This is a genomic window from Burkholderia sp. Bp8991 (genome assembly GCF_003853795.1).
Classification (GTDB): Bacteria; Pseudomonadota; Gammaproteobacteria; order Burkholderiales; family Burkholderiaceae; genus Burkholderia.
In genome coordinates this window covers 39,194-61,587 of the sequence record NZ_QTQJ01000013.1, presented here as the reverse complement: position 1 = coordinate 61,587, position 22,394 = coordinate 39,194, and the positions used below count along the sequence as shown (strand labels likewise).

Here is a 22,394-nt window from a genome sequence, read left to right as displayed (position 1 = left end):
GGCCATCGCCAGCGCATCGCAACGCGCCGGCCATGCGTGCGTCCGGCCGGGCATGTGTTCCCCGGAACGACGACGATAACCGGCGCGATCACGCCGCCTCGGCGGCCGATTCCGCGTCGGCGCGGCACACGCGGTTTCTGCCGTGCCGCTTGGCCGCATAGAGCGCAAGGTCCGCCTGATGCGACAGCGCATGCACGGTCCGCGGGTGCGCGCGATGGCCGGTCGCGCAGCCGATGCTGACCGTGAACGGCGGAATCGTTGCATCGAAGCCGTCGAGCCGGCTGTGTTCGACGGCGCACCGGATCGCTTCCGCGACTTCCGCGGCGCCGCTTTCGTCCGTATCGGGCAGCACCGCGACGAATTCCTCGCCGCCGTAGCGTGCAGCGATGTCGCCGCGCCGCCGCACGTTCGCGCGGATGCATTCGGCGAGAAAGCGCAGCGCCGTGTCGCCTTGCGCATGGCCGTAGCGGTCGTTGTATTGCTTGAAGTGGTCGGCGTCGATGAACAGCACCGACAGGCTGCCGCCGCTGCCGCGCTGCAGCCGCGCCCATTCGTCGGCGAGCGCCGCATCGAGCGCGCGGCGGTTGTGCAGGCCCGTCAGCGGATCGGTGCGCGTCTGGTCGGTGAGCAGCGTCTGCTTGCGCAGGTTGTCGCGCAGCGCGAACGCGAGCAGCCACACCACCGCGCAGAACAGCGCGCCGATGACGGACGCCGACACGCCGACCGTCCACGTCAGGCGCGTGATGCCGGCCAGCACGTCGCCCTCGGCCGGGGCCACGACCGCGATCAACGGCGTGCCGGGCACGTGCTGGTACGTATAGAGCCGCGCGACGCCGTCGATGCTCGAGCGCGCCGCATAGAAGCCCGAGTCGCGGCTCAGCATCTGCACGAACGACTTCGTGCGGCGCAGCCGGCTGATCTGCTGATCGCTCAACGGCGGGTTTCTCGCGAGGATCGTGCCGTCCGCGCGCAGGATCGCGCTGACGCCGTGCGGTCCGACGTTCAGGCGCGACAGCAGGTGATCGAAGTAGGCGAGGTCGATCGCGACCACCACGATGCCGTCGAACGAGTGATCCGGCCGTTCGATGCGCCGCGACAGCGCGATGGATCTCGTGCCGCCGCGCGAACGTGCGCTATACGCCTCGGACACGTAGAGGCCGACGTTGTGCGCATCGCGATGAACCTTGAAGTAGTCGCGATCGCTGAAATCCCAGTTGTGGTGCGGGCCGCAGCATCCGTCGATCTGCCGGCCGTCGCGGTTCGTCACGCCCATGCCGGTCATGTATTGCGCGGTCGTGCGCTCGAACAGCACGTCGTGACGCAGCCCGGTGTCGATGCGCGCGACCGCGGGGTTGCGGAGGTTGGCGGCGAGTGCGACGAGCGCATTGTTGGACGTTTCGACGGTGCGCCCGATCTCGCTGACCAGGACGGCGGCGACGTTGCGCGACGTCTCGTGCGCATGTTCGACCACTTCGCTGCGTGCGGCCCACAGCGTGGCCGCGCTGATGCCGAGCGCCGCCAGCGACATCAGCGTGCCCAGCACGCCGACGATCAAGTAATTGCGGCCGGCCCAGTCGGCAATTTTCTCGATCGAAGTGGGTGCAGGCATGGCTGGCGCTCGTGCGGGAAGCTCGCTGCGTCTGCAGCGGCGCGGGTCAAATCCGGGTTAACGGCAAGTATGCCCGGAAATCGAGGCAGATTCGCGCCGCGATCGCCGCACCCGGCGCCGCAAACGTGTGCGGCAGCGGCGCACCGCGCAACGGGCATGCAGCCGCGGCGACGCCGGGCGGCTGCACGCGCCGGCGCGGGATCAGTCGAGCCCGCCCTGGCACAGGTACTTGATCGACAGGTAGTCGTCGAGGCCGTAGCGCGAGCCTTCGCGGCCGTAGCCCGATTCCTTCACGCCGCCGAACGGCGCGGCCTCGCTCGCGAGCGCGCCTTCGTTGATCCCGACGATGCCGGTTTCGAGCCGCGCCGACACGCGCGCGATGCGCCGCACGTCCTGCGTGTAGAAATACGCGGCAAGCCCGAACGGCGTGTCGTTCGCGGCGTCGACGGCTTCGTCCTCGGTATCGAACCGGAACAGCGCGGCGACCGGGCCGAAGGTTTCCTCGCAGGTCAGCTGCATGTCGGCGGTGGCGTCGGCGAGCACCGTCGGCGCGTAGTAGTGCGGCCCGAGTTCGGTCAGGCGCGTGCCGCCCGTCAGCACGCGCGCGCCGCGCTCGATCGCGTCGCCGACATGGCGCGCGATCTTGTCGACCGCGCGCGCGTTGATCATCGGGCCGATCTGCGCGGCCGGGTCGGTTGCAGGCGCAACCTTCAGCGCGGCAACGCGCGCGGCGAGCTGCGCGGCGAAGGCCTCGTAGACGCCGGCCTGCACGTACACGCGGTTCGGCGACACGCAGGTCTGGCCGCCGTTGCGGAACTTGGCGGCCATCAGCCCGTCGACCGCGGCGTCGAGTTCGGCATCGTCGAACACGATGAACGGCGCATTGCCGCCGAGCTCCAGCGACAGCTTCTTCAGCGTCGCGGCCGACTCGCGTGCGAGCAGCTTGCCGACGGGCGTCGAGCCGGTGAACGTGATCTTGCGCACGCGGCCGTCGGCGAGCCAGTCGGCCACCGCGTCGATGCCGCGTTCGCGCGACGCGGCGATCAGGTTCAGCACGCCGGGCGGCACGCCGGCTTCCTGCGCGAGGAAGGCCAGCGCGAGCGCGGTGAGCGGCGTGTCCTCCGCCGGCTTCGCGACGACCGTGCAGCCGGCCGCGAGCGCGGGCGCGATCTTGCGCGCGATCATCGCGAGCGGGAAATTCCACGGCGTGATCGCGGCGACGATGCCGATCGGCTCCTTCACCGCACTCAACCGCTTGCCGCGCTGCTGCTGCGGAATCAGGTCGCCATACGTGCGCGTCGCTTCCTCGGCGAACCACTGCACGTACGACGCGCCGTAGGCGACTTCGCCGCGCGCTTCGGCGAGCGGCTTGCCCTGTTCGCGCGACATCAGCTTCGCGAGATCGTCGGTGTGCGCGACGATCGCCGCGTGCCACGCACGCAGGATCGCGGCGCGTTCGCGCGCGGGCGTCGCGCGCCAGCCGGGCAGCGCGCGTGCGGCCGCGTCGGTCGCGGCGCGCGCGTCGGCGGCGCCGCTGTCGGGTGCGTGGGCAACGAGGTCGAGCGTCGCCGGATCGGTGACGTCGAAGCGACGGCCGTCGAGCGCGTCGCGCCAGGCGCCGTCGATCAGGTTGGCGGTGCGAACGAGTTCGGTGCGGGACAGCGTAAGCGGCATGGCAGGTCCTTGGGTGAGGCGGTTCGGCGGCGACGCCGGCGCGCGACGACCCCGCGCGGACAGCGGGCTGCCGCGTTCGAGGGTGCCGCGTGCCGCGGTCAGTGCCGTTCGCCGAACAGCGATTCGAGCGGGTAGTGCCGTTTGACGAACGGCGACTTGATGATCACGTAACTGAAATACTTCTCGATGCCGATGTTCTGCTCGAGCAGCCCTTCGACGATCGTCTGGTAATGGCTCACGCTGCGCGTGATGAACTTCAGCAGATAGTCGTAGCCGCCGCTCGCGAGGTGGCATTCGACGATCTCGTCGACGTTGCGGATCGCCGCGACGAAGCGGTCGAAGTCCTCGCGCCGGTGGTCGGCCAGCGTGACCTCGGTGAACACGACCTGCACGTCGCCGAGCTTCTCGAGCTGGATGTGCGCGCCGTAGCCGCCGATGTAGCCGGCCTTCTCGAGCCGCTTCACGCGGATCAGGCACGGGCTCGGCGACAGCCCGACCGCATCGGCCAGCTCGACGTTGGTCATGCGGCCGCGCTTCTGCAACTGGGAGAGGATGCGCAGGTCGATGCGATCCAGCTTGCTGTCCGTCATGGTTACGTGAGAGGGGAAAAAATGGAATGTCCGGTTACTTTAGAGTCGAACGATGGCCGCCACAAGCCCGGCTTTCCCTCGGCCCGTCAGGCCGGCTGCGCGTGCGCGACGTCGAGCGCGCGCTGCACGCCCGGGTCGGCCAGCACGTCGTCGAGCGTCTTGCGCACGCGTTCGAACATCAGGTCGAACTCGCCCGCGGTGAAGCTCAGCGCCGGCGCGAAACCGAGCACGCCGTCGCCGAACGCGCGAAACACCACGCCGTTCGCGTACGCGGCCGCCGCGATCTTGTCCGGCACGTTCAGCGCCGGGTCGAAGCGCGTCTTGTGCGCCTTGTCGGCTACCAGCTCGAGCGCGCCGAGCAGGCCGGCCGAACGCGCGTCGCCGACGAGCGGATGCGCGCGCAGCGCATCGAGCCCCGCCGCGAAGCGCGGCGCCAGCGCCTGGCCGTTCGCGAGCAGCCCGCCTTCGTGATAGAGCTTCAGCACCTCGAGGCCGATCGCCGCGCTGACCGGATGCGCGGAATACGTATGCCCGTGACCGACCGCGGCCGACTCCGCGCGGCTGCCCGCGATGCCTTCGTAGATTTCGTCGGACATCAGCACCGCGCCCATCGGCGCGTAGCCGGCGGTCAGGCCCTTCGCGACGGTCATCAGGTCCGGGTCGACCTGTTCGGTCTCGCACGCGAACAGCGGCCCCGTGCGGCCGAAGCCGGTGATCACCTCGTCGGCGACGAACAGGATGCCGAGGCGCCGGCACGCGTCGCGCATCGCCTTCAGCCAGCCGGCCGGCGGCACGATCACGCCGCCGGAACCCTGCACCGGTTCGCAGAAGAACGCGGCGACGTTGTCCGCGCCGAGTTCGGCGACTTTCGCTTCCAGCGCGGCGACCGACGCGGCGATCAGCGCCTGCGGATCGTCGCCGAGCGGATGGCGGTACGGGTAGGGCGACGGGATGTGGTGCTGGTCCGCGCGCGGCAGGTCGAAATGACGGTGGAACGCCGGCAGCGCGGTCAGGCCGGCGCCGATCGACGACGAGCCGTGATAGCCGCGTTCGAGCGCGATCATGTGCTTTTTCGACGGGCGGCCGGTCGCGTTGAAATAGTGCGTGATGAAGCGCACCGCGGAGTCGACCGCGTCCGAGCCGCCGAGCGTGAAGTACACGCGGTTCAGCGAAGGCGGCGCGAGCGCGGCGAGCCGCTCGGCAAGCTCGATCGCCGGTTGCGAGCCGAAATGGAAATAGCCGGTCGCGTAGGGCAGCTTCGCCATCTGGTCGGCGGCGGCCTTCACGATGCTGTCGCGGCCGTAGCCGACGTTCACGCACCACAGGCCCGAGAACGCATCGAGCAGCGTATGGCCGTCGGCGTCGCGCAGGAACACGCCGCTCGCGGAGTCGAGCACGGTGACGCCGCGCGCCTCGTGCACGCGGTAGTTGACGACGGGGTGGATCAGGTGTTGACGATCGGCTTCGATCAGCGCGGCTTGGTTCATGGCGGGGAGGGACTCTCGTCGGGTGTCAGCGTGAGTTCATGCTACCGGGCGAGAAATCCGCACGTGTCTTCAATTTGCGCCCTGAAACGTATGAAAACGGTGTTTGCACGGGACGCTTCGGCATTTTCTGCTGCGCGCCCCGCCGGGCCGGGCGCGCGCGTCAGTAGCCGCGCGCGCGATCGACGACGCCGATCATCGGCTGGCCCGCGCGGTGGCGCGCGAGGTTCGCGAGCACGGCGTCGACCGCGGTATCGGGCCGCGTCGCGCTCGCGATGTGCGGCGTGATCCGGATACGCGCGTGGGTCCAGAACGGGTGACCGGCCGGCAACGGCTCGGGGTTCGTCACGTCGAGGATCGCGCTGTCGAGCCGGCCGCTCGCGAGCGCCGCGAGCAACGCGGCCTCGTCGAGCTGCGGGCCGCGCCCGACCTGCACGAGCGACGCGCCGGCCGGCAGCGCGTCGAACACGCGCGCGCCGAGCAGCCCGCGCGTGCCGTCGGTGAGCGGGAGCAGGCAGATCAGGATGTCGGTGCGGGCGAGGAACGCGTCGAGTGCCGCGTCCCCCGCGTAGCAGTCGATGCCGTCGAGCGTGCGCGGCGTGCGGCTCCAGCCGGCGCACGGGAAGCCGAAGCGCCGCAGCGTGTCGAGCACGGCCTGGCCGAGCGTGCCGAGCCCGAGCACGCCGACGCGCCGCGACGCGGCCGCGCGCACCGGCCGCTCGCGCCACACCTGCGCGCGCTGCTGCGTCGCGTAGTCGAACAGGTCGCGGTGGATCGTCAGCACCGCCTGCGTTACGTACTCGACCATCCCTTCGACGATGCCCGGCTCGATCATCCGCACGACCGGGATGTGCGCGGGCACGCGCGACAGGTCGAACTGGTCGATGCCGGCGCCGACGGAGAACACGACTTCGAGATTCGGCAGCAGCGCGGCCGGATCGTCGGGCGGCTGCCAGGCGGCGAGATAGCGGACGGTTTCAGGGTCGCCGAGGTCCGGCCAGATCCGGAACGGGAGGTCGGGCGCCTGTTGCGCGAAGCGCTGCGCCCATTGCGCGCCGCGCACCGGGTCGGCCTTGTAGAGAAAGCTCATCGCGCGTGCCGCTCAGCCGAGCGCCTGGTTCACGATCGCGAACGTGCGCAGCGCCGGGTCCCGCGCGGGCGCCGCGCCGCGCGCCATCGCGACGACCGTGTCGACGCGCGGCAGCCCGAGCCCCTGCAGCCAGTCCGACAGCCCGCTGTCGCCCGGCACGTCGAGCCGCACGAACATCCCTTCGTGCAGCGCGAGCCAGTGGCTGATCAGCGCCTGCGCGCGCAGCGCGTCGGGCGCGACCACCGGGCCGATCACATGGCCGCGGCCGAAGCGGCGGAACAGCGCGAAGCCGAGCAGTTCGCCGTCGCGATCGAGCGCGATCCCGTTCGCGACGCCGAGCAGCGCATCGATCACCGCGTCGCGCGGATAACCTGCCGCGCGCGAGGCGAGCGCCGCGAGGCGCGGGCCGTCGTTGGTGCCGAGCGGGCGCAGGCGCTCGCCCGGCGGCAGCGAGATCAGCGGCGGCTGGAACGCGGCACCCTGGTGCTGGTCGATCGTGCCGATCGCCTCGAAGCCGAATTTCACGTAGAGCGGTTCGCCGGACGGCGTCGCATGCAGGAAGATCGTGCGTGCGCCGAGGCTGTCGACGACGCGCGTGAGCAGTTCTCGGCCGATGCCGCGGCTCTGGCGCTCGGGCGACACGATCACCATGCCGAGCGATGCGTGCGCGTCGCCGAAGCGCCAGCCGAGCGCGGTGCCGACGATGCCGCCTTCGTCTTCGGCGACGAAGCCGTGGCCGAGCTGGAGCGCGAAGCGCCAGTCGTCGAGACGGTGCGGCCACTTGACCGCTTCCGACAGACGATGCGCGGCGGGCAGGTCGGTGTCGGTGAACGGACGATAGATGAGCGTGCTGGAAGGGTTGAGATCGGACACGCCGGACTCCGGATGGGTAGGAATGACATATCGACTCTGCCAGCGACACCGCGGCGCGGATAGGACGATTCGCCTGTTTTCCGGCGACGGCGGGCGGCCGGGCGAGATCGACGCAAACCGGCGCGATCGGCGCGCGCGAACGCGCGCTTCATGCCGGCGCGGCACGCCAATCCGACAGCTTCTGCTGTGGGAATGACACTACGATGGAACTGCAGCGGCGCCGCCCGGGCGAGCCGCGCCGCGGTTGGCGCGCCGCGGTTGCGCGAAGCCTGCCGGGCGGCCCGCGGCGCCGCGCGCGGCCGTGCCGCAGATCGTGCTGCCCGCGGCCTGCAACACGCGGCGAATCTGCGTTTCGACCGGCGTCGAACGATGCGCGACGGATTTTTTGCCCTGATTCAATTGCGTTGAACCCAGCCCGTCCCCGGCCCTGCCGGGGTTTCATACCGACAGGACCTCACCATGATCCAATTTGAACCGAAGTTCATCACGTTCGACTGCTACGGCACGCTGACCCGCTTCCAGATGGCGGACCTGGCGCGCGAGATCTACGCGGACCGGCTGTCGCCGGTCGCGATGGAGGATTTCGTGCGCGCGTTCGCCGCCTATCGGCTCGACGAGGTGCTCGGGGCGTGGAAGCCGTACCGCGACGTCGTCGTCAACGCGATCCGGCGCACCTGCGCGCGCATCGGCACGCCGTTCGACGAAGCCGAGGCCGAGCGCTTCTATCATGCGGTGCCGACGTGGGGCCCGCATCCGGACGTGCCGGCCGGCCTGTCGCGGCTCGCGCAGAAGTACAAGCTCGTGATCCTGTCGAACGCCATGGACGAGCAGATCATGAGCAACGTCGACAAGCTCGGCGCGCCGTTCCATGCGGTGTTCACCGCGCAGCAGGCGCAGTCGTACAAGCCGCGCATGCAGGGCTTCGAATACATGTTCGGCAAGCTCGGCTGCAAGCCCGAGGACGTGCTGCACGTGTCGTCGAGCCTGCGCTACGACCTGATGACGGCCGAGGATCTCGGCATCAAGCACAAGGCGTTCGTCAATCGCGGGCACGAGCCGGGCACGCCGTTCTACAACTATTACGAGGTGTCGGACATCGGTCACCTCGCGACGCAACTCGGGCTGTAAGCGCCGCCGCGCCGGCGGGCGGCTGCGCGCCCTGTGCGCGTGGCCGTGCCGGCAGGCCTGTCAGGACCGGCCAAGAGGGGCGCGACGGCCTTGCCGCTTCACGCGTGCGCTCACCGCACGAACCGAGGGTAATTACCGATACGGCGCCATTCAAGGCGGGGCCGTCCGAGCCGATATATGTACCGAACGGTTAATATCGCGAGGCCCCCCGCATGAAGTTGTCCACGAAACTGCTGATGCTCGTCGTCGCGGCGCTGCTCGGCGTTGCATTGCTCGCCGCGATGTCGCTGCACACGCTGCGCGACGCGCTGATCGACAGCCGGCGTGACGAGATCGTCATCCTGCTGACCAAAGCCGAGCATCTGGTCGACTCGTATCGCGCGATGCAGGCGAGCGGAACGCTCACCCGGGAGCAGGCCCAGCAGCAGGCCAAGGCCGCGTTGTCCGCGCTCAATGCGAATTCGAAGAGCTACTACTGGGTGACGACGTCCGACGGCGTCAACCTCGTGCATCCGAACGCGAAGTTCATCGGCACCCGCGCGAAGGGCAACCGCACGACCAGCGGCCTGACCGACAGCGAGGCGTACCGCGCCGGAATGGCCCAGGCGCATTTCGCGCTCGTCGACGTGCTGATCAAGCGCAGCCCGGACGCGGACGTGGAGCCGAAACTGCAGGGCGTGGTCGCCGTTCCGGACTGGGACTGGTGGATCGGCACCGGATTCTTCTACGACGACATCAACGCGGCGTTTGCGCGGCTCGCGCAGGTGCTCGGCGCCATCACGCTCGTCATCGCCGCGGCGCTCGCGGCGATCGCGTGGGGGGTGTTGCGCAGCGTCCGGCGGACGCTGGGCGGCGAGCCCGCGCAGGCGGCCGGGATCGCGGCCCGCATCGCCGCCGGCGAACTGGACGTGCAGTTCGATACGGCGCACGCCGCGCCGGGCAGCCTGCTCGTCGCGCTCGGCGACATGAAGGCGCGACTCACCGAAACCATCGCCGACATCCAGACCACGACCCGCTCGATCGCCGTCGGCACCGGCGAGATCGCGCAAGGCAACCTGGACCTGTCCCAGCGCACGGAGGAACAGGCCGCGTCGCTGCAGCAAACGGCCGCCAGCATGGAACAGATCACGTCGACGGTCAAACAGAATGCCGACAATGCACGTCAGGCGAATGCGCTCGTGACCCACGCGAAGGAGGCGACCGAACTCGGCGGCGCCGCCGTGCGGGAAGTCGTCGAAACGATGCGGCAGATTTCGGACGGATCGGTGCGGATCGCCGACATTACCGTCGTGATCGAGAGCATCGCGTTCCAGACCAACATTCTCGCGCTCAATGCCGCGGTCGAAGCCGCGCGGGCCGGCGAGGAAGGGCGCGGGTTCGCGGTCGTGGCCGCGGAGGTCCGCTCGCTCGCGCAACGCAGCGCGGCGGCCGCGAAAGACATCAAGGGATTGATCGAGGCGTCGGTCGAGCGGGTCGGCAGCGGCAGCCGGCTCGTCGAGACGGCCGGCGCGCGCATGACGGAGATCGTCCGGTCGATCGACCGGGTCGCCGACATCATGGGCGAGATTACCGCGGCATCCGCCGAGCAAAGTACCGGCATCGAACAGATCGGCCTGGCGGTCGCGCAGATGGACGAAGTGACCCAGCAGAATGCCGCGCTGGTGGAGCAGGCCGCCGCGGCCGCGTCCTCGCTGGATGAACAGGCGGCACGGTTGAGGGCCGCCGTGTCGGTGTTCAGGCTGACGGCTTGATTGCTCGACTGTCTGACTCTGACTGCGTGACTGCGTGACTGCGTGACTGCGTGACTGCGTGACTGCGTGACTGCCCGACTGCCTGATTGCTCGACGTCTGACCGCCTGACCGCCTGACCGCCCGACAGCTGACCGCTGACCGCCGCGTGCGCACCCGCCCGCAACGCCATCACCTCGTTTTCCTGACGCCACGCCGGCAAGTGTTCGGCGTGGTGCTCACCAACCTGCCGGCGCCGACCGCGTCGCAGCGGGGAGTCGCGGCTTGACGGCCCGTCACGGGTTCGCGCCCGGCGTCGGATCATCCGGCCGCATCCCTGTTGTCCGCCCGTCGTCCGGCAAAGCCGCTTCGACGTCGCGGCAATCTCCTGACCTTTCATGCGCCAGGCGTCCTCGCGGCCGGCGCCCGCCGTCCGATGCGCGCGCGACGTTCCGGTCGTACCGGGCGCCGCGGGCCGCGAGCGCGCATTCCACACAAACATGCGGTTTGCGAGTGTCGAACGCGTTTCGGATGCCGCGCGGCCAATTTTGTCGGCGCAATCTGCCGCGCGTATCACTTTACGATTTCCTTCGTCGCGCACGTATCGCGCAGTGGTCGCGACGCGGCATCGAGCGCATGGCGGTACGCGTGGTCACGCAGCAAATCATGCTGCGCGGGCGGTCCAAAACGGTCGAATCGTATCGTGCAGCCGCCCCGAATCGCGATAACCCGCATTTTGGCGATGCTTAAATGAACTCAATGCGCACGACGTCGCGCCCGCGACCAGCACACGGGCACGACGGAATTCTCGAACCACGCTGGACCCCAGGACCCACTTTCCACAGTCAGGAGCAGTTCGGATGAGCGACGATATCGACAACGGCAGCAAGGGCGGCTTCACGCGCCGCGACATGATGCGGGTCATGGCGGCGAGCGGCATGATGGCCGCCGGCGCCGGCGGGCTGCTGATGCAACCCGGGACGGCGTTTGCGGCACCCGCGCCCAAGCGCGGCGGCAAGATTCGGGTTGCGAACGAATCGGGCTCGACGGCCGATACGCTCGACCCGGCCAAGGGCTCGACGGGCGCCGACTACATTCGTTTCTTCATGTTCTACAGCGGCCTCACGCAGCTCGATGCGAGCCTGACGCCGCAGATGAATCTCGCCCAGTCGTTGCAGACGACCGACGCGAAGACGTGGATCATCAAGCTGCGCAAGGGCGTCACGTTCCACGACGGGAAACCGGTCACGCCGGCCGACGTGGTGTACTCGCTGATGCGCCACAAGAACGCGGCCACCGCGTCGAAGGTCAAGCCGCTCGCCGATCAGTTCGCCGACGCGAAGGCGAGCGGCCCGGACGAGGTCACGCTCGTGCTCGCGAGCGCGAATGCCGATCTGCCGGTGATCCTCGCGACGCCGCAACTCGTGATCGTCAAGGACGGCACGACCGATTTCAGCACCGGCATCGGTTGCGGCCCGTACAAGCTGAAGTCGTTCAAGCCGGGCGTGTCGACCGTCGGCGTGCGCAACGACAGCTACTTCAAGCCGGGGATGCCGTACCTCGACGAGATCGAGCTGATCGGCATCAGCGACAGCGCCGCGCGCCTGAACGCGCTGCTGTCGGGCGACGTGCACCTGATCAACGCGATCGATCCGCGCTCGACGCAGCGGGTCGCGTCGACGCCGGGCTATGCGCTGCAGGAAACCAAGTCGGGGCTCTATACCGACCTGATCATGCGCAGCGACAACCCGATCGTCGCGAACCCCGATTTCGTCGAAGGGATGAAGTACCTGTTCAATCGCGAGCAGATCCGCTCGGCGGTGTTCCGCGGCTACGCGGTGATCGGCAACGACCAGCCGATCCCGCCGGGGCATCGCTACTTCAACGCGTCGCTGCCGCAGCGGCCGTACGATCCGGACAAGGCGAAGTTCCTGTTCCAGAAGGCGGGCGCGCTGGGCGCCGCGCTGCCGCCGATCTATGCGACCTCCGACGCGAACGGGTCGATCGAGATGGCCGTGCTGCTGCAGCAGGCCGGCCAGAAGATCGGGCTGAACCTGCAGGTGAACCGCGTGTCGGCGGACGGCTACTGGTCGAATCACTGGATGAAGCATCCGCTCGGCTTCGGCAACATCAACCCGCGTTCGAGCGCCGACGTGCTGTTCACGCAGTTCTTCAAGTCGGACGCGCCGTGGAACGAGTCGGGCTGGAAGAACCCGAAGTTCGACCAGCTGCTGCTCGCCGCGCGCTCGGAAACCGACGACGCGAAGCGCAAGCAGATGTACGGCGACATGCAGGTGCTCGTCGCGCAGCAGTGCAGGGTCGGCATCCCGGCCTTCATCAGCTTCCTCGACGGCTACGACAAGCGGATCGCGGGCCTCGGCTCGATCCCGACCGGCGGGATGATGGGCTTCATGTTCGCCGAGCACGTGTGGTGGAACGCCTGACGCCTGCGCGTGCCGCCGCCGTGCGGCCGGTGCGGATTGCCGCGCCGGCCGCACGCGGCCTCTACGGGAGTGAAGTTTCATGAATCGAATCCTGCTTGGACTGATCGGCCGGCGCATCGCGGTCACCGCGCTGACGCTGCTGATCGTGTCCGCGATCATCTTCACGATCACGAACCTGCTGCCGGGCGATGCCGCGCAGGCCGCGCTCGGCCAGTCGGCGACGCCCGAGACGGTCGCCGCGCTGCGCCAGCAGTTCGGCCTCGACATGCCGGCCCACGTGCGCTACCTGAACTGGCTCACCGGGCTGCTGCACGGCGATTTCGGCCGTTCGCTGTCCGGCGACATGCCGGTGTCGGCGATGATCGGCGGGCGCCTGCCGAAGTCGCTCGCGCTCGCGGCGATCACGACCGCGGTGTCGGTGCCGATCGCGCTGCTGCTCGGCATCCTCGCCGCGGTCAAGCGCGAGTCGGTGGTCGACCGCGTGATCAGCCTCGGCACGCTCGCGCTCGTCGCGACGCCGGAGTTCCTGATCGCGACGGTCGCCGTGCTCGTGCTCGCCGTGAAGCTGCACTGGCTGTCCGCGCTGTCGTACAGCGGCCCGATCGAGAGCCTGCACGATTTCCTGCGCGCGTACGCGATGCCGGTGCTGACGCTGTGCGCGGTCGTGATCGCGCAGATGGCGCGGATGACGCGCGCCGCGGTGATCGAGCAGTTGAGCGCGTCGTATGTCGAGATGGCCGTGCTCAAGGGCGCGAGCCCCGCGCGCGTCGTGCTGCGCCATGCGCTGCCGAACGCGATCGGGCCGATCGCCAATGCGATCGCGCTGAGCCTGTCGTACCTGCTCGGCGGCGTGATCGTCGTCGAGACGATCTTCAACTATCCGGGCCTCGCGAGCCTGATGGTCGATGCGGTCGGCAATCGCGATTTCCCGCTGGTCCAGGCCTGCACGCTGATCTTCTGCGTCGCCTACCTGACGCTCGTGCTGTTCGCCGACCTCTGCTCGATCGTGTCGAACCCGAGATTGCGGACCTGAGCGTCCCGCCCACCTTCCGAGATGCCGACCATGCACCCGACCGAACCCGTTCATCGCAGCACCGCGCTGCCGCCGTCAGGCGAACCGCGCTCGCCGTCGGGAAGCGCGACGCCGCCCGCCGCGCCGTCCCCCGACCAGCCGCGCAAGCGCCGCGCCGCGCGCATCAGACTGACGACCGGCGGCCGCATCGGCCTGTCGATGGTCGGCCTGATGCTGTTCATCGCGGTGTTCGCGCCGCTGCTCGCGCCGCACGACGTCGGCGCGATCGTCACGCCGGACGTGTTCGCGCCGTTCAGCGCGAAGCTGCCGTTCGGCGCCGACTTCCTCGGCCGCGACATGCTGAGCCGGATCCTGTACGGCACGCGGCTGACCGTGCTGCTCGCGCTCGCGGCCGTGCTGCTCGCCGCGCTGACCGGCACGACGCTCGGGCTGCTCGCGACCGTGTCGGGCCGCGCGGTCGACGAGACGATGAGCCGGCTGCTCGATGCGCTCACGTCGATTCCGTCGAAGATGTTCGCGCTGATGTTCGTCGCGGCCTTCGGCTCGTCGCTGCCGCTGCTGGTCCTGACCGCCGCGGTCAGCTACATGCCGGGCTCGTACCGGATCGCACGCGCGCTGGCGGTCAACATCAGCACGCTCGAATTCGTGCAGGTGGCGCGGGCGCGCGGCGAGAGCGCGCTGTACATCGCGTGCGTCGAGATGCTGCCGAACATGATCCATCCGATGCTCGCCGATACCGGGCTGCGCTTCACGTTCGTCGTGCTGCTGCTGAGCGGCCTGAGCTTTCTCGGGCTCGGCGTGCAGCCGCCGTACGCGGACCTCGGCTCGCTCGTGCGCGAGAACATCGCGAGCCTCGGCGACGGCTCGGCCGTCGCGATCATGCCTGCGGTCGCGATCGCGATCCTGACGGTGGGCGTCAACCTGTTGATCGACGGCCTGCCGCATCGCGGCCGCCGCAAGGGCGCGGCCGCGGCCGCGGGAGAACACTGATGCGAGATGAATCGACTCCGCTCGTCGAGGTGCGCGGGCTGCGCGTGGTCGGCGGCCGGCCGGGCGGCGAGGAAACGACGATCGTCCACGGCGTCGACTTCGAGATCGGGCGCGGCGAGGTGCTCGCGCTGATCGGCGAATCGGGCTCCGGCAAGACGACGATCGCGCTGTCGCTGATGGGCCATGCGCGCACCGGCTGCCGGATCGCCGGCGGCTCGGTGAAGATCGGCGGCACGGACGTCTGCACGCTGTCCGCGCAAGGCCTGACCGCGCTGCGCGGTCGGAAGGTCGCGTACATCGCACAGAGCGCGGCCGCCGCGTTCAATCCGTCGCGCACGATTCTCGACCAGGTGATCGAGAGCGCGCTGATCCACAAGACGATGACGAAGCGCGACGCGCAGGCGAAGGCGGTCGAGCTGTTCCGCGCGCTCGCGCTGCCGGAGCCCGAGACGATCGGCAAGCGTTATCCGCACCAGGTGTCGGGCGGCCAGTTGCAGCGGCTGATGGCCGCGATGGCGCTGATCACCGATCCGGAGCTCGTGATCCTCGACGAGCCGACCACCGCGCTCGACGTGACCACGCAGATCGACGTGCTGCAGGCGTTCAAGAGCGTGATCCGGCGCTGCGGGATGAGCGCGGTGTACGTATCGCACGATCTGGCGGTGGTCGCGCAGATGGCCGACCGGATCGTCGTGCTGAGCGACGGCGTGATCCGCGAGGCGGGCGCGACCGAGCAGATCCTGCATGCGCCGGTGCACCCGTACACGCAGAGCCTGATCGCGGCCGTCACGCCGAACGATGCGCAACGCGACGAGAAACCGGCGCCGGCCGAACCGGCGCCGCTGCTCGACGTGCGCGGTGCGGTCGCCGGTTACGGCGGCCGGACGGCAAAGGGCTGGCCCGCGAAGCTGATCCTGCACGAAGTCGACCTGCGCATCGGGCGCGGGCAGACGGTCGGCGTGATCGGCGAATCGGGCTCGGGCAAGACGACGCTCGCCAAGGTGATCGCGGGCCTGGTCCCGGCGGCGGCCGGGAAGATTCTGCTCGACGGCGAGCCGCTCGCGCTCGATATCGCCAAGCGCACGAAGGAGCAGCACCGCCGCGTGCAGATCGTGTTCCAGAACGCCGATACCGCGCTCAACCCGGTGCATACCGTCGAGCGCACGCTCGCGCGGCCGCTCGCGTTTTACCACGGGATCAAGGGCGCGCGTGCGCGGCAGCGCGTCGCCGAGCTGCTCGAACTCGTGCGGCTGCCGCCCGCGGTGGCCTCGCGGCGTACCGGCGAGCTGTCCGGCGGGCAGAAGCAGCGCGTGAACCTCGCGCGCGCGCTCGCGGCCGAGCCCGACCTGATCCTGTGCGACGAAGTCACGTCGGCACTCGATACGGTCGTCGGTGCCGCGATCATGGATCTGCTGCGCGACCTGCAGGCGAAGCTCGGCGTGTCGTACGTGTTCATCACGCACGACATCGCGAAGGTGCGCGCGATCAGCGACGACATCGTCGTGCTGTACGCGGGCCGCCGTGTCGAAACCGGTAGCCGCGACGCGCTGTGCGCGCCGCCTTATCACCCGTATTCGCATCTGCTGGTGTCGTCCGCGCCGGAGCTGCGCGCGGGCTGGCTCGACGATGCGGCCGAGCGTTGCCACCGGCCGCTGGTGCCGATCGGCGAACGCGAGAACGAGGCCGAGCTGTGTCCGTTCCTGTCGCGCTGCGCGATGCGCGTGGACGGCGTCTGCAACCGGACGGCACCGGCGCTGCGCACGCTCGGCAACGGCGCGCAGGTGCTGTGCCATCGCAGCGAGGAAGACCTCGCGCGCTTCCAGGCGGAACCGGCGCCGGAGGGTGCCGCGCCCGAGCAGCCGGTGCAGCTGTAGCGCGCGACACGCCGGAAGTTCGCCGCGCACGACGTGGCAAGTGAAGCGGCGAACGGCGCACCGCATAGTCTGCTGCGGCGGTCGCGCAAAACGGCGCTTTGTGCGCGTGCCGCGCGCGAATACGCGGCAACTGCGGTTTTTGATGGTGATTAAATGATTTCCCATGAACGGCCGCCGATCGTCGTCGCCGACATGCTCGAGAAGAATCCGATGAAATTCGAATCGTACTGGCTGGATACCCGCCCCGCGTTTCGCGCCGGCTGCGAAGGGCCCGTCGAAGGGCGGGCCGACGTGGTCGTGATCGGCGGCGGCTTCACCGGCCTGTCGGCGGCGCTGGCGCTCGCGCAGCGCAGCGTATCGGTGGTCGTGCTCGAAGCCGCGCAGGTCGCGGGCGAAGCGTCCGGCCGCAACGGCGGCCAGTGCAACACGGGCGTCGCGCAGGATTACGCGTCGCTGGCCGCGCGCATCGGCGCGGAGCCGGCGAAGCAGTTCTATCGCGCGTACGAAAGCGCGGTGAAGAGCGTCGAGACGATCGTCGTCGAGCACGCGATCGACTGCGATTTCCGGCGGGCGGGCAAGCTGAAGCTCGCCGCGAAGCCGCAGCATTTCGCGGGGCTCGAAAAGACCTTCGACGCGTTGCGCCGCGATGTCGATCCGGACATCGAACTGATCGAGCCGGCGCGGATTCGCGACGAAGTCGCTTCCGACGGTTTCTACGGCGGACTCCTGCAGCGCAACGGCGCGCAGATGCACATGGGCAAGTTCGGCGTCGGGCTTGCGCAGGCAGCCGTGCGCGCCGGCGCACGCGTGTACGAGCATGCGGCCGTCACGCAGCTCGAGCGGCTCGACGGCGAGCGCCACGCGATCACCTGCACGCGCGGCAGGATCGTCGCCGATCGCGTGCTGGTCGCGACCGGCGCATCGCAGCACGGCCCGTTCGGCTGGTTCCGGCGGCGTATCGCGCCGGTCGGCAGCTTCATCGTCGTGACCGAGCCGCTGCCCGACGCACAGTTGAACCGGCTGTTCCCGCAGCGCCGCGCCTACGTGACGTCGCGCCAGATCGGCAACTACTTCCGCGTGACGCCCGACAACCGGCTGCTGTTCGGCGGCCGCGCGCGCTTCGCGATGTCGAGCCCGCGCTCCGACGCGAAAAGCGGCGACATCCTGCGCGCCGGCATGGCCGGGTATTTCCCGGAACTGGCCAAGGTGCGGCTCGATTACTGCTGGGGCGGGCTGGTGGACATCACCGCCGACCGGCTGCCGCGCGCGGGCCAGCACGACGGGCTCTATTACTCGATGGGCTACAGCGGCCACGGCGTGCAGATGTCGGTGCACATGGGCCGCGTGATGGCCGACGTGCTGTACGGCGCCGCCGCGTCGAATCCGTGGCGCGACCTCGAATGGCCGGCGATGCCCGGCCATTTCGGGCACGCGTGGTTTCTGCCGATCGTCGGCGCGTATTACCGGATCCAGGATTTCCTGCACTGAAGCGACTGCCCCCGGAGGATTGGATATGACCGCACGATTCGTTTGCCCGCTCGCCGCCGGCAACGGCCGCCGCGACGGGACCGGCGGCGACACGATGGCCGGGCCGGGCGCGCCCGGCGCCGCGCCGCGCGCTGACGCGCAGGCGGCCGCATGAGGACGGCGAGCATGGTCACTCCGTTCCACGACGCGGACGAAGGCGCGACGCCTCGCGCACCGCGTGTTCCGCAGCCCGTATCGCCGGCGATCGGCGACGTGCTGCGCACGATCGATGCGTCGTTCGCGCAGCCGCTGAACCTCGACACGCTCGCGGCGGTGGCCGGATTGAGCGTGTCGCGTTTCACCGCACGCTTTCGCGGCGAAGTCGGGTTGTCGCCGCACCGGTATCTGTGCCTCGTGCGCGTGCGGCGTGCGCAGGACTTGCTGCGCTCCGGCCTCGCGCCTTCGGTCGTCGCGACCGAGGTCGGCTTCTTCGATCAGAGCCACCTGTGCCGGCATTTCCGGCGGGTACTCGGGATCACGCCGCGCGATTACGTGGTCGCGCGGCCGGGCACGCCTGCGCGACCGTCTTCGATGCGCCCGCACACCGAGCGCCGCGCAGCGTCGTGTCACGCCGCGTAGGCGCAACGGCGACGGGCACGCCTGACGGATGGCCGGCGAGCGCGCCGGCGAACGACCATTTCCGATATCGCGCGACGGTTTTCAACCCGGCCGCCGCGCACTGCACAGGAGCAGAAATGACCGCAGCTTTCGTGTTGCACCGTGCCGACGGCGCACCTTCGTCAACCGCGTTTCGCCAGCAGGCGTTCGGCGCGAACGATCCGTTCGCGCGCCATCGGGAGATCGCCTGGGAAGGGCCCGACGCGATGGCCGCCGGACGTATCGCCTTCGCCGGCGAACTCGACGTGGCGAGCTTTCCGCACATCGAAACCATCGCGATCATCGAAGGCGAGCTGACGCTCGAAGCGGCCGGCGCCGCACCGCTCGTGCTGGGCCCGGGAGAAGGGGCCGTGATCGGCGGCGGCACGGCGCTGCGCGTCACCGCGGCATCGCGCGTGCTGTTCACGTTCTGCGCGGCCGCGTGCGCGACACCGACGAAGCGCGGCGTGTTCGCGCTGCGCGCCGACGCCGACTTCAAGCCGTCCGCGACGCTGCCGCCGGAGGTCCTGCTCGGCCCCGCGCCGCAATGCCGCAGCGACAACGTGTTCGTCGACGACGGCGCCGCGTACTGCGCGGGCACGTGGGATTCGACGCCGTATCACCGGATCGTTCGCCCGCATCGCGTGAACGAGTTCATGCTCCTGCTGGCCGGCAGCGTCCGGTTCGCGGCGCCCGACGGCAGCGTGCTGTCGCTCGGCGCCGGCGACGCGCTGTTCGTGCCGCGCGGCGCGTCGATCGGGTGGGAAAGCAGCGAGCGCGTGGCGAAATTCTACGTCGTGCAGAACGTCCACGTATCTACCGAACGAGACTGACCATGTCCCCTCCGCTGCGCCTTATCGAAACCTCGCCCACGCTGCCGGCCTCGGCCGACGTCGTCGTGATCGGCGGCGGCATCATCGGCGTCTTTACCGCGTACTACCTCGCCCGGCGCGGCATGTCGGTCGCGCTGGTCGAGAAGGGCCGCATCGGTGCCGAGCAGTCGAGCCGCAACTGGGGCTGGTGCCGGCAGCAGAACCGCGACGCGCGCGAATTGCCGATGGCGAGCAAGAGCATCGACCTGTGGGAACGATTCGCCGCCGAATCCGGCGAAGACACGGGCTTTCATCGCTGCGGGCTGCTGTATCTGAGCAATGACGAGGCCGAGCTGTCCCGCTGGGCCAGCTGGGGCGACTTCGCGAAGACCGCGGGCGTGACGACGTACATGCTCGACAGCAAGCAGGCCGGCGAGCGCGGGCGCGTGACGGGCCGGCAGTGGAAGGGCGGCGTGTTCTCGCCGACCGACGGCACGGCCGACCCGGGCAAGGCCGCGCCGGCCGTGGCGGCAGCACTGATGAAGCTGGGCGGCAGCGTCCACCAGCACTGTGCTGCGCGCGGGATCGAACTCGAGGGCGGGCGCGTCGGCGGCGTGGTCACCGAGGCCGGCGTCATCAGGACGAAGACGGTCGTGCTCGCCGGCGGCGCGTGGGCGTCGTCGTTCTGCCGCCAGCTCGGCATCCGCTTTCCGCAGGCGTCGATCCGTCAGTCGATCCTGAGCGTGTCGCCCGTCGAACAGCGCTTGCCGGATGCGCTGTACACCTCCGGCGTGTCCGTCACGCGCCGCGACGACGGACGCTACGCACTGGCCATCAGCGGCCGCGCGCGCGTGGACGTGACGCCGCAGTTCCTGCGGTTCGCCCCGCAGTTCGTGCCGATGTTCGCGAAGCGCTGGCGCAATCTGCTGCCGGGCGGCCTCGAGGGCATGCGCGGCGGCCACGAAACGCTCAAGCGGTGGCGGCTCGATGCGCCGACCCCGATGGAGGCGGTGCGCATCCTCGATCCGAAGCCCGACATGCCGACCGTCACCGAAACCTATCGTCGTGCCGTCGAACTGCTGCCCGAACTGCGCGAAGCCACGATCACGCACGCATGGGCCGGGTACGTCGACAGCACGCCGGACGGCGTCCCGGGTATCGGCGAAGTGCCGGGCGTGCCGGGATTGATCCTGGCGGCGGGCTTTTCCGGACACGGTTTCGGCATCGGCCCCGGCGCCGGTCACCTGATCGCGGATCTCGCCACCGGGGCGCCGCCGATCGTGGACCCGGTACCGTATCAGCCGGGCCGGTTCGCCGATTCCGCCTGGGGCAAGGTTGCCGATTTCTAGTGTGAGGCCGTCTCGCGGACGACGGTGGCGGCCTCCGGGCTTCCGCCGTTCGCCGGCGCATGGTATCGATTCAAGGACACCCCGCAATGCATTCACCCATCGATTCACCGGTTCGTCACCTGATGGAAGCCGGCAGGCTGGAGCGCTTCTTCATCGACGGCGACTGGGTCTTGCCTGACGGCGGCGACCGGTTCGCGGTCGTCAGCCCGTCCACCGAAGACACGCTGTGCGAGATCCCGCTCGGCAATGCACGCGACGCCGACCGCGCGGTGCAGGCCGCGCGCAATGCTTTCGAGCGCTGGGCCGCGACTTCGCCGCAGCAACGCGCCGCACTGCTCGACCGCGTTCACGCGTTGATGCTGGAGCGTGCCGAACGTTTCGCGCTCGCACTCGCGATGGAAATGGGCGCGCCGATCAATTACGCACGCGGCGCCCATGTGCCGCTCGCGGCCGAACATATCCGCGTCGCTCGCGACAATCTGGCCAGTTACCCGTTCCTGACACGGCGCGGGACGACCGCGATCGTGCGCGAGCCGATCGGCGTGTGCGCGCTGATCACACCGTGGAACTGGCCGATCTATCAAATCACGGCGAAGGTCGGCCCGGCGCTCGCGGCAGGCTGCACGGTGGTGTTGAAACCCAGCGAGCTGTCGCCGCTCAGCGCGTTGCTGTTTGCCGAAGTGATCGCCGATGCGGGCGTGCCCGCCGGCGTGTTCAACCTGGTGAGCGGCAGCGGAACCGAAGTGGGCGCGGCGCTCGCGTCGCACCCGGAGGTCGACATGGTGTCGATCACCGGCTCGACGCGTGCCGGCGTGCTGGTCGCGCAGGCCGCGGCGCCGACCGTCAAGCGCGTCGCGCAGGAGCTTGGCGGCAAGTCGCCGAACATCGTATTGCCCGATGCGGACCTGTCGCGCGCCATCGCGCCGGGCGTTGCCGCCGCGTTCCGCAACATGGGCCAGTCGTGCAGCGCGCCGACCCGGATGATCGTGCCGCGCAGCGTGCTGGGCCGCGTCGAGGCGCTGGCCGTCGCGGCAACGCAGCAACTGGTCGTCGGCGATCCGTTCGCCGACACGACGACGCATGGTCCGCTGGCCAATCGCGCGCAATTTGGCCGGGTCGCGCAGATGATCGACGCGGGCCTCGACGAACGGGCGAAGCTGATCGCCGGCGGCCCCGGGCGGCCGGCGGCATTCGACCGCGGCTTTTATGCGCGGCCGACCGTGTTTTCCGACGTCCGCACCGACATGGCGATCGCGCAGCAGGAGATCTTCGGTCCGGTCCTCGCGATCCTGCCTTACGATACCGTCGACGAGGCCGTCGCCATCGCGAACGACACGGTCTATGGGCTCGGCGCACATGTGCAGGGCACCGACAAGGAGCGCGTGCGCGCGGTGGCCGCGCGCCTGCGCTCGGGTCAGGTCCATCTGAACTACCCGGCGTGGGATCCTCAGGCGCCGTTCGGCGGGTACAAGCAGTCGGGCAACGGCCGCGAGTACGGGATCGAAGGGATGGAGGAGTACATGGAGGTCAAGTCGATCGTGGGTTTTGGCGATTGACGCAGCCGCTGCGCGCGAGCGCGGCCGCAGTACAGA

Annotated in this window: 18 protein-coding genes; 12 read left to right on the top strand and 6 right to left on the bottom strand. The window is 69.5% G+C overall.

All coding sequences use genetic code 11. The features are described from left to right. Nucleotides 1-88: 88 nt before the first annotated feature. From DIE02_RS16805 to DIE02_RS16780, 6 genes are all read right to left on the bottom strand, one after another. A complete protein-coding gene (locus DIE02_RS16805; protein WP_124529529.1) occupies nt 89-1,609 on the bottom strand; it encodes a GGDEF domain-containing protein in 1,521 nt (506 codons plus the stop codon). A gap of 201 nt (nt 1,610-1,810) precedes the next feature. Then, nucleotides 1,811-3,283: an NAD-dependent succinate-semialdehyde dehydrogenase gene (locus DIE02_RS16800; protein ID WP_124529527.1), complete on the bottom strand. Its 1,473-nt coding sequence runs from the start codon at nt 3,281-3,283 to the stop codon at nt 1,811-1,813. Between the two features lie 98 nt (nt 3,284-3,381). Next, the gene (locus DIE02_RS16795) at nt 3,382-3,873 is read right to left on the bottom strand and encodes an Lrp/AsnC family transcriptional regulator (protein ID WP_006749694.1); all 492 of its coding nucleotides are present in this window, start codon (nt 3,871-3,873) and stop codon (nt 3,382-3,384) included. A gap of 86 nt (nt 3,874-3,959) precedes the next feature. Further along, entirely contained in the window at nt 3,960-5,360 is a 1,401-nt protein-coding gene (locus tag DIE02_RS16790) for an aspartate aminotransferase family protein (protein ID WP_044844275.1), read from the bottom strand. Between the two features lie 160 nt (nt 5,361-5,520). Then, a complete protein-coding gene (locus tag DIE02_RS16785; RefSeq protein ID WP_124522706.1) occupies nt 5,521-6,447 on the bottom strand; it encodes a glyoxylate/hydroxypyruvate reductase A in 927 nt (308 codons plus the stop codon). A gap of 12 nt (nt 6,448-6,459) precedes the next feature. Next, the gene (locus DIE02_RS16780) at nt 6,460-7,320 is read right to left on the bottom strand and encodes a GNAT family N-acetyltransferase (protein ID WP_124522704.1); all 861 of its coding nucleotides are present in this window, start codon (nt 7,318-7,320) and stop codon (nt 6,460-6,462) included. A 459-nt stretch (nt 7,321-7,779) separates the two neighbouring features. Here DIE02_RS16780 and DIE02_RS16775 point away from each other — a divergent pair, with 459 nt between their 5' ends. The 12 genes from DIE02_RS16775 to DIE02_RS16720 all read left to right on the top strand — a co-directional run bounded on the left by DIE02_RS16775 (nt 7,780) and on the right by DIE02_RS16720 (nt 22,358). Then, entirely contained in the window at nt 7,780-8,448 is a 669-nt protein-coding gene (locus tag DIE02_RS16775) for a haloacid dehalogenase type II (RefSeq protein ID WP_044844272.1), read from the top strand. Between the two features lie 212 nt (nt 8,449-8,660). Then, entirely contained in the window at nt 8,661-10,199 is a 1,539-nt protein-coding gene (locus DIE02_RS16770) for a methyl-accepting chemotaxis protein (protein WP_124487277.1), read from the top strand. A gap of 837 nt (nt 10,200-11,036) precedes the next feature. Beyond that, on the top strand, nt 11,037-12,620 hold the full coding sequence (locus DIE02_RS16760) for an ABC transporter substrate-binding protein (RefSeq protein WP_044844270.1): 1,584 nt from the start codon (nt 11,037-11,039) through the stop codon (nt 12,618-12,620). Nucleotides 12,621-12,699: 79 nt separating this feature from the next. Beyond that, complete coding sequence (locus DIE02_RS16755) at nt 12,700-13,653, top strand: ABC transporter permease (protein ID WP_044844269.1); 954 nt, start codon at nt 12,700-12,702, stop codon at nt 13,651-13,653. Nucleotides 13,654-13,683: 30 nt separating this feature from the next. Beyond that, nucleotides 13,684-14,643 (top strand): ABC transporter permease, encoded by a 960-nt coding sequence (locus tag DIE02_RS16750; protein ID WP_124522700.1) that lies wholly within the window; start codon nt 13,684-13,686, stop codon nt 14,641-14,643. Next, nucleotides 14,643-16,517, top strand: coding sequence for an ABC transporter ATP-binding protein (locus tag DIE02_RS16745; RefSeq protein WP_124487273.1), 1,875 nt, complete (start codon nt 14,643-14,645; stop codon nt 16,515-16,517). The genes DIE02_RS16750 and DIE02_RS16745 overlap by 1 nt, the downstream gene beginning before the upstream one ends. A gap of 153 nt (nt 16,518-16,670) precedes the next feature. Then, nucleotides 16,671-18,005, top strand: a complete 1,335-nt coding sequence (locus tag DIE02_RS16740; RefSeq protein ID WP_185641356.1) for an FAD-binding oxidoreductase — start codon at nt 16,671-16,673, stop codon at nt 18,003-18,005. Between the two features lie 25 nt (nt 18,006-18,030). Next, entirely contained in the window at nt 18,031-18,159 is a 129-nt protein-coding gene (locus tag DIE02_RS36030; RefSeq protein ID WP_257774286.1) for a hypothetical protein, read from the top strand. Nucleotides 18,160-18,170: 11 nt separating this feature from the next. Continuing rightward, the gene (locus DIE02_RS16735) at nt 18,171-18,623 is read left to right on the top strand and encodes a helix-turn-helix domain-containing protein (protein WP_124519859.1); all 453 of its coding nucleotides are present in this window, start codon (nt 18,171-18,173) and stop codon (nt 18,621-18,623) included. Between the two features lie 116 nt (nt 18,624-18,739). Further along, complete coding sequence (locus DIE02_RS16730) at nt 18,740-19,474, top strand: cupin domain-containing protein (RefSeq protein ID WP_124519858.1); 735 nt, start codon at nt 18,740-18,742, stop codon at nt 19,472-19,474. Nucleotides 19,475-19,476: 2 nt separating this feature from the next. After that, on the top strand, nt 19,477-20,802 hold the full coding sequence (locus DIE02_RS16725) for an FAD-binding oxidoreductase (protein WP_124487269.1): 1,326 nt from the start codon (nt 19,477-19,479) through the stop codon (nt 20,800-20,802). An 86-nt stretch (nt 20,803-20,888) separates the two neighbouring features. After that, nucleotides 20,889-22,358 carry an aldehyde dehydrogenase family protein gene (locus DIE02_RS16720; protein ID WP_124529525.1) on the top strand — a complete coding sequence of 490 codons (1,470 nt, stop codon included), beginning with the start codon at nt 20,889-20,891 and terminating at the stop codon, nt 22,356-22,358. Nucleotides 22,359-22,394: the final 36 nt, after the last annotated feature.